This is a genomic window from Pseudomonas sp. P5_A12, assembly GCF_056400685.1.
The window spans coordinates 1-7,724 of the sequence record NZ_JBFUKU010000246.1 but is presented as its reverse complement, the minus strand read 5'-3'; the positions used below and the strand labels follow the sequence as shown (position 1 = coordinate 7,724).

Annotated in this window: 7 protein-coding genes; 3 read left to right on the top strand and 4 right to left on the bottom strand. The window is 57.1% G+C overall.

Translation table 11 applies throughout. The features are described 5' to 3' along the window. Positions 1–796, bottom strand: a 796-nt coding sequence (locus AC1DSG_RS24075; RefSeq protein WP_477793129.1) for a DUF2252 domain-containing protein, incomplete at its 3' end; no start/stop codon positions are given. A 733-nt stretch (positions 797–1,529) separates the two neighbouring features. On the opposite strand from AC1DSG_RS24075, the gene AC1DSG_RS24070 reads away from it, so the two are divergent. Both AC1DSG_RS24070 and AC1DSG_RS24065 read left to right on the top strand, forming a co-directional pair. Then, complete coding sequence (locus tag AC1DSG_RS24070; protein ID WP_477793128.1) at positions 1,530–1,988, top strand: hypothetical protein; 459 nt, start codon at positions 1,530–1,532, stop codon at positions 1,986–1,988. A 556-nt stretch (positions 1,989–2,544) separates the two neighbouring features. After that, entirely contained in the window at positions 2,545–2,808 is a 264-nt protein-coding gene (locus AC1DSG_RS24065) for a hypothetical protein (RefSeq protein WP_477793127.1), read from the top strand. Positions 2,809–3,020: 212 nt separating this feature from the next. Here the strand turns inward: AC1DSG_RS24065 and AC1DSG_RS24060 are convergent, their stop codons facing one another. The 3 genes from AC1DSG_RS24060 to AC1DSG_RS24050 all read right to left on the bottom strand — a co-directional run bounded on the left by AC1DSG_RS24060 (position 3,021) and on the right by AC1DSG_RS24050 (position 6,273). Continuing rightward, complete coding sequence (locus AC1DSG_RS24060; RefSeq protein ID WP_477793126.1) at positions 3,021–4,316, bottom strand: OprD family porin; 1,296 nt, start codon at positions 4,314–4,316, stop codon at positions 3,021–3,023. 130 nt (positions 4,317–4,446) lie between these two features. Next, the gene (locus AC1DSG_RS24055) at positions 4,447–4,902 is read right to left on the bottom strand and encodes a type II 3-dehydroquinate dehydratase (protein ID WP_477793125.1); all 456 of its coding nucleotides are present in this window, start codon (positions 4,900–4,902) and stop codon (positions 4,447–4,449) included. A gap of 15 nt (positions 4,903–4,917) precedes the next feature. Continuing rightward, complete coding sequence (locus AC1DSG_RS24050; RefSeq protein WP_477793124.1) at positions 4,918–6,273, bottom strand: MFS transporter; 1,356 nt, start codon at positions 6,271–6,273, stop codon at positions 4,918–4,920. A 166-nt stretch (positions 6,274–6,439) separates the two neighbouring features. On the opposite strand from AC1DSG_RS24050, the gene AC1DSG_RS24045 reads away from it, so the two are divergent. Beyond that, a complete protein-coding gene (locus AC1DSG_RS24045) occupies positions 6,440–7,324 on the top strand; it encodes a LysR family transcriptional regulator (protein WP_477793123.1) in 885 nt (294 codons plus the stop codon). The last annotated feature ends 400 nt before the right edge of the window (positions 7,325–7,724 follow it).

Genomic DNA, 7,724 nt, shown 5'->3' with positions numbered 1-7,724 from the left:
GGTTCTCGTAGGCGCTCTTGCCTGCATAGGGCGCCAGCACCGAGGGGCTGGCTTCCTTGAATTGCAGGAGCAAAGGATGGTTTTCCGCTGAGAAGAACAGGCCGACGAAACAATAGGTTCCGACACTGCCGATCCCGACGGCTTTGACGGCAATGTCTTCAAGACGGTAGCGATCGAACAGCACGCGCCGTTCATGGGGCAGCGACAATCGATAATCCTGCAGCGCCAGATTGACGCTCTGCGCGAAGCCCTTTTCATACACATGAAAAAGGATGGGGGGTTGATCGATCAGGCGTCGCCGCCCTCCGACTTCGCCGCTGATCTTGGGGAACAGGTAATCGCCAACACGCATCTTGGCTTTTTCGACCAGTTGTTCGCGGATTTTCTTGATCTCGGCATTGGGCGCCATATCAATGATTGCTTGGGCATCCAGGCGGTCATACCAGACATCCATCGGGTTCATCTTCGAAAACTTGCGCAGCCACTCGCGATAAGCACGAACGCATTCAGCGGCTATGCCCCGTGCACTTTTATCGCTGAGGCGGTTATCGCGCGCGGCCACGGCAAAACTGATCGCCAGGCGTTTGACATCCCATTCCCAGGGGGCGGGGAGCGTTTCGTCGAAATCGTTTATGTCAAAAATCAGATTGCGCTCAGGTGTCGCAAACAACCCGAAATTCATCAGGTGACAATCCCCGCAGGCCTGCACCTGAATGCCGGTGGTCGGGAGCGTGGCCAGGTCATGGGCCATCAAGCCCGCAGAGCCGCGTAAAAAGGTGAATGGACTGCGCAACATGCGGCCATAGCGCACTGGCACCAGATTGGGCAGTCGATAGCGGTTGGACTCTTCGAGGAGTTTGATCGGGTCACGGTGTTTGCGCCCCGGTTTCCATTCGGCGTGAACGGCATGGGGCAGACGCGAGCGTAATAGCTCACCTTCGTACAGACGTTCCTTGCGTGAGTGAAAGACTCGCTCGTCCCCGTTGTCTTCCGATTGCCCTGTCATGCGGTTGGCAAATCTGTTTTTGCGGGGGGCCATGTCCACTCCTTTGCTCAACGAAATTTGACTCGCTTGGGCACAGGGTCGGGTAATTCGACTGTTCCATCAGCCACAGAGAACACGTGCGCCGGTAGGCTCAAAAGCGCCAAAGCTAATGATTCAAGCGTAGCAGTTCTGATCTTGGGTGCTGTATTGAGCGTGTGTTTGCGTTGAACTTGAGCGGACAGCACTTATCAAAAAAGATGTGGGAAACTTTCCCACTTTACGATGCTAACTGGCTCTGAGGGATCGTGCGGAACCGCAGTTGCTCGTTAATGCTGCAGATTTATGACCGCGTCGGTTAGCTGGCCGCTCCAATGGGTGGCCGGGAACTCACTGGTGATTGCGTTCATACGGAGATGACAACGCAACGCCAAGCGGAGGTGCATCATGCTGCTCAAGAAATGTTTATTGGCTCTTGCAATTGGCGGTGTCCTGTCGGCATCGACCGTCCTGGTACCCGATTACGTCGGTAGCTTCTCCAGCGTGTATGCCAAAGATGGCAGCAGCGGCGGTGGCGGTGGCGGTGGCGGTGGCGGCGGTGGCGGAGGTGGAGGCAGTGGTGGTCACGGCGGCGGCTCCGGTAGCGGAGGCTCAGGCGGCAGTGGTCATGGTGGTGACGGCGGTGGCGGTGGCTCCAACAGTGGAGGTCACGGTAGCAGCGGTCATGGAGAAGGTGGCGGTCATGCTGCTGGTCATGACGGTGACGGTCATGGAGGCCCGGGCCGCGGCGAGGCTGACCATGGTGGTATTGCCGGGAACAGAGGCCCAGGCAATGCGCATGACAACGACAACGACGCTGACGATGCCGCCGATACGGCCAGAGATGCTGCCAGAAACGATGCAGATGCAGCCCGAGATTCGGCCAAAGCTGCTGCTGATGCAGCTAGAGATGCTGCCAGAGCTGATGCGGATGCAGCCAGGGATGCTGCAAAAGCTGCAGGTGTAGCGGGCGCAGATGCAACGAGAGATGCTGCCCGGGCCGCAGCAGATGCAACCAGGGACGCCGCCAAGGCTGACGCAAATGCCACCAGAGATGCGGCGAAGGCTGCTGCAGATGCGAACAGAAACGCTGCCAAAGCTGATGCGCGAGCAGCCAAAGGAGATTTAGCGGACGCCCCGGACGCTCCAGACGCTCCAGACGCTCCAGACAGGGACGTGGCAGAGGTACAGAACTAGGCCTGCAAGTTCCGCCATGAACACGGCAGGTATATCAGTAGAAAACGTCCCGCAAGCTTGAGGGACGTATCGGCAAAGAGTCGCAAGCCCTGGGGGAGTAGCCGGGGTTGCGACTTTTTTTCTATGGGGAAGGTGACGGAACCAACAACAGTTGAACTGTCGCGACCGGCGGAAATCAACACCCTTGTAGGACCGCCTATGTCGTCTATCGTTAAACACCACATTCCGAGGCGTTTTTCGGTATGCGTTGTACAACTGCGCCAGTCAACCGTGTGTGGTGAATGGCAAGGGCACGAAGTGATTGAATACCTGGCAGGAGGAAGATCATGATTCGCAAACATTATTTGACTGTCCTGGCCTCACTGGCCATCGCAACTGGCGGCCTCTGGATGCCGACGCTGGCGCACGCGACTGATCAGGCTGACCAGCGACAAGAGTCGCGCGATGTCAAGCAGGAAGGGCGCGAGGGGTCTCGGGAAGCGAAGGAGGCATGCAAGGAGGGTGATGAAAAGAGTCGCAACGATTGCCGTCAGGACAAACGCGATACCAAACAGGACACGCGCGACACCGCTCGTGATGTCAAATACTGATCATTAACCCGTTACAGTCCATCAACTGGTCAATCTATCCGAGAGTCGGTCAAGGGGGCAGGAAGGCATCGTGGCGGAGCAGGCTTTCCCGTCCGATAGACGCCCTCACTTGACTGGCTGCTGGCTCCGGGTGGGTGAAACCACCTGCACGAACCCTGCTACGTTCAATCCGTATCCTTTCAGATGAACGCAGTGTGCTCAGCTAGACGGTGTTACAGCAACGATATCGGGTAGCTGATGAAGACGCGGTTTTCGTCAAATTCGTTGGTGCTGTAGTTTCTGCGAATACTCGCGTTACGCCATTTGACGGTGAGGTTTTTCAAGGTGCCGGACTGAACGACATAGGCCAACTCCGATTCCCGGCCCCATTCCTTGCCGTCGGTGATAGTGCCCGTGTGCACGTTGTCGCCACTGATGTAGCGGTTCATCATTGTCAACCCCGGGACACCCATTCCGGTGAAGTTGTAGTCATGGCGAACCTGCCACGAACGCTCCTGCGCGTTATCGTAGCTGGAGTTGTAGCTGTCGTTCGCCAAGGTGCCGCCACTGGAACCGTTAACCCGCATCCACGCGTTGTCGCCGGTGAGCTTTTGCAGGCCGACATAGAACGTGTTGCCCCCCAGTTTGGCGGAGAACAGGCCAAAGGCGGTCTTGTTGTCCAGATCGCCGGCCAGGCTGGCGCCGTTTTCCTTGCCCGTGAAAAAGCCCATGTTGGCGCCCAGTACCCAGTCACCTACAGGTTGGCTGTGGTTGAGGCTGAAATACTGCTGCTGATAGATGTCTTCAAGTTCGTCGTACCAGATTCCAACCGTGGTGCGCTTCTCATTGAAGTTGTATTCACCGCCGCCGAAGTTGAATCGGTCGGAGGTGAACGCCGCTTTGCCGTTCATGGACATGTCTCCCATGCTGGCGTCATTGCGCGGGCTGTTCTGCCGGATTTGACCGCCATACAACGACAACCCACCGATTTCCTGCGAGGTGATCTGCGCACCTTGAAAGGTCTGCGGCAACGAACGGCCRTCGTCCGAACGCAGAATCGGCAGGGTACTGACCCATTCGCCTACTTTTACGACCGTCTTGGAAACCTTGGCCTTGGCGGCAACTCCCAGCCGTCCGTAATTGTCAGCAGGCTCTCCATCACTATGGACAGGCAACAGTTGCGTGCCGGCAGTGCCTTTGCCCCCGTCAAGCTTCTGCGAATAGAGGCCCAGAACATCAACGCCGAAACCTACCGGCCCTTGGGTGTAACCGGAACGGGTATCGAGGATAAAGTTTTGCGTCCATTCCTCAGCTTTGTTCTGTGGATTGGCAGCATTCGGGTAGGCGGGATTGACGAAGTTGCGATTGATGTAGGCGTTGCGCAGATTGAGCGTGGAGGTCGCGCCCTCGATGAAACCGCTATTTTCATCGGCATGAACAACAGTCGCCGAGCCAGCACTGATTGCCAGGGCCAGGCCAATCAAGGAGTAATGTGCGGGCACGTTACGGCGAAAAACAGTGGGATGCATGTTGGTTTTCTCGCATTCAATTATTATTTTTTTGGCGGTTTTTGCAGCCGGCGCCTGAATTTCAGACGCAGGCGGCTCTGGCAACAATCTGCCGAGAGACCGCCGTTCAAGCGTTTAGAGAAGAGGGGGGTCAGCTGTTGGCGACTTGGCGACGCAGCAGGTCATCAATTGCCCTGATGGCGAGGGGATAACCGTCGGCCCCCATGCCGCAAATCACCGCATTGACCGCGCCAGACATGATTGAGTGGCGATGCAGTTCGTCACGCGCATGGATGTTCGACAGGTGCAGCTCAATCAGCGGTGTACTGAGCAGCTTCAAGGCATCGAGCACCGGAATCGAGTGAAACGAAAAGCCGGCCGGGTTGATGATCAAGGATGCGCCTTGTTCAAAAGCCTCTTGAATCCAGTCGACCATCACGCCCTCGTGGTTGGTCTGGCGAAAGTCGCATACCAGGTCAAGTTCCTCAGCTAGCCTTTCACTGCGTTGACGAATCTGATCGAGCGTGGTGTGGCCATAGATGTGCGGCTCACGACGACCCAGCAGGTTCAAGTTCGGGCCATTAAGGATGAAGACGGTGCGGTTCATGATCGTCCTGCTGCGTTATTTGGAAAGAAGGGCTGAAGCGCGAGTGTCGACCGCATCGTCTTTGGTGACGGCGTTAAGGTCGATACCACGGGTTTCACGACCCATGCGGATCATGGCCTGCGAGATCAGGTTGATCACGACACACAGGGTCACCAGAGGCCATGGCGAGTTATTCGACTGGGCAAACAGATAAACCGCGATCATTGGCATTGGGCCGCCGATCACCAGGTTGGCGCCGGTATAGGCCAGTGCGGAACCCGAATAACGAACCTCGGTCGGGAACGCTTCGGCGAAGGCCACCGGCTGGATGCCGCTTTGAAACTGAACGAAGCCCAGGAACAGCCCCATGATCGCCATGATGGCAGGGACGTTTAGCGTGTTAAGGATCGGGAAGTAGACGAACAGGATCAGCAAGGTCATGCACGAACCAAATGTCAGCGCCTTTTTACGGCCCCAACGGTCGGACAGATAACCACCGGCCAGCGCACCGAAAATCGCGCACATGTTAGCCACCATCAGCGACATGAAGCCGGTCGACTGGCTGAAGCCCAGGTGCTTGGTCAGGTAGCTGAGGGAGAAGATCACGATCAGATAGAACAGCGCAGCGGGCGAGCAGAAGAAGAACATCAAGCGCAGGATGGTTTTGTAGTGGCTGCCCACAGCGGTTTTGAGCGGGCTTTTTTCCTGCTTGACCGGGGTCTTTTTCAAGGCAACGAAGGCTGGGGTTTCATCGACTTTCAGGCGGATGAAGATCCCAACTACCACCAGTACGAAACTCATCAGGAACGGGATCCGCCAGCCGAAGCTTTCAAATTGTTCGCTGGAAAGTGTCGCGGCCAGGCCCATCAATACGCCGTTGGCCAATATCTGGCTGAGCGGTGAGCACAGGCCCAACATYCCCGAGTAGCGCCCACGGCGATCGGGTGAGGCGTGTTCCAATGCCATCAGTTGGGCGCCGGTGGACTCACCGCCCAGCGCGAAGCCTTGAATGATACGCAGCAGCACCAGAAGGATCGGCGCCCAGATACCAACCTGACCATAAGTCGGCAACAGGCCCATCAGCACCGACGCCAGACCCATCAGGGTTACGGTGGCCAGCATCAGGTTACGACGGCCCAGTTTGTCGCCGAGGTAGCCACAGGTAATCGCGCCCAATGGGCGTGCGGCCAGACCAACACCGAAGGTTGCCAGCGAGGCGAGCAGGCCGGCGGTCGGTTCCATCGCCGGGAAAAACAGTTTAGGCAGAATGGTCGCCGATATCGCGCCATACAGCGTGAAGTCGAACCATTCCAGGGCAGTGCCAATGGTCGCGGCGGTCACCGCTTTGCGAGGCATGCGCGAATCATGAGTCTCGTGACTGGTTGTGCTCATTGATGTGCTCGTCGTTATTTTTATGGTTACGGGATACCCATACGATTCCGCTCGGGCCCAGGCGCTGGCAGGAAACGTCGAAGTGAGTAGACGTTAACGCATCTTGCTTGCAGAATAATTATCGAAATCCAGACAAATAGATAAGCCAGCCTTATGAGTGGGGATTATGGAACTGCGTCATCTAAAAGCCTTTGTGGTCGCCGCCGACCTGCAGCACTTCAGCCGGGCGGCCGAACAGTTGGGCATTGCGCAACCGGCGCTGAGCCAATTGATGCGTACGCTTGAGTCAGAACTGGGGCTGGCACTGTTCCGGCGGGAAAACCGCGGAGTGGCGTTGACCGCTGCCGGCCTGGCGTTCCTGCCGCATGCGCGCCAGTCTATCGAGTCCAGTGAGCTGGCAACTGCCGCGGCCCAGCGTGCCCGGCGCGGGGAGGTCGGCGAGATCAACATCGGCTATCACTCGGCCTTGTTCGAGGCCAATCTGCCGCAACTGCTACGGTACTATTTCAGCACGTTTCCCGAGGTGAACGTATCGTTGGTAGATGCGGGTATTCGTGCGCAGTTCGACATGCTGCTCGACCACAAGCTTGATCTTGCCTTTGCCAGGGTGTTCAAGGATCACCTGCCAGACCGTTTGCGCACCCATCATTTCAGTGAGTCCAACCTCGTTCTGCTCATGCCGGACAACCATGAACTGGCAGAGAGCTTTACAGGAGAGTTGGCAACACTTCGGCACGAAAAGTTCGTTTTTCTACAGGACGCCGCGGGTATCGGCTTGACCTCACACACGCTTCAGGCATGCCGCCAAAACCAACTGCACCCCAAAAACATCATGTACGTCCCTTCGCTGATGAGTATCCCGGGATTGGTTGCTGCGGGTATCGGCCTGAGCATCGTGCCTGAAACGATGACCCGGTTAACCATGCCAGGCATACGGATTGTGCCGTTGGCTCAACCAGAAATGGTCAGTGAACTGTCGCTGATTTCACGGATCGATGAGCGCTCAAGCGCGGTGCTGCACTTTATCGAAGAGGCACATGGGTGGGGCTAGCCCCATAACGCGATCTGTAGATACCGTCTTGAACCTCACCAGGCAATCGCGTTTTGTCAGACAAATCCCAGACGCAGCCTCGCGTTGCTCCTCAGCTGCTACGGGGTGGGTGGTGAGTCAGAACTGGTTGAGGGGATTTGTAGCAGCTGTCGAGCAGCGCGAGGCTGCGTCCGACTGCGCAGCAGCCGTAAACCTGGGATTGCGGTCTTCCAGGAACACCATGTCGTCTGATATCACGACTGCTRCGCAGTCGRACGCAGGCTTCGCCAGCTGCTATGTATGGACTCGCCCCCACTGTCTACCCGCTTTCAAAAAAACTGCCGCCCCGTTGCATCTATGTATTAGGCCTATTCGAGGAAGCCGTCGGCGGCTTCTGGCCAAAATTGAAAGAGCTCGTGGT

What these genes read in the sequence shown, in the direction of transcription:
- AC1DSG_RS24070 (WP_477793128.1), top strand. Translation starts at nt 1,530, where the DNA reads ATGCCAAAGATGGCAGCAGCGGCGGTGGCGGTGGCGGTGGCGGTGGCG.
- AC1DSG_RS24065 (WP_477793127.1), top strand. Translation starts at nt 2,545, where the DNA reads ATGATTCGCAAACATTATTTGACTGTCCTGGCCTCACTGGCCATCGCA.
- AC1DSG_RS24055 (WP_477793125.1), bottom strand. Translation starts at nt 4,902, where the DNA reads ATGAACCGCACCGTCTTCATCCTTAATGGCCCGAACTTGAACCTGCTG.
- AC1DSG_RS24045 (WP_477793123.1), top strand. Translation starts at nt 6,440, where the DNA reads ATGGAACTGCGTCATCTAAAAGCCTTTGTGGTCGCCGCCGACCTGCAG.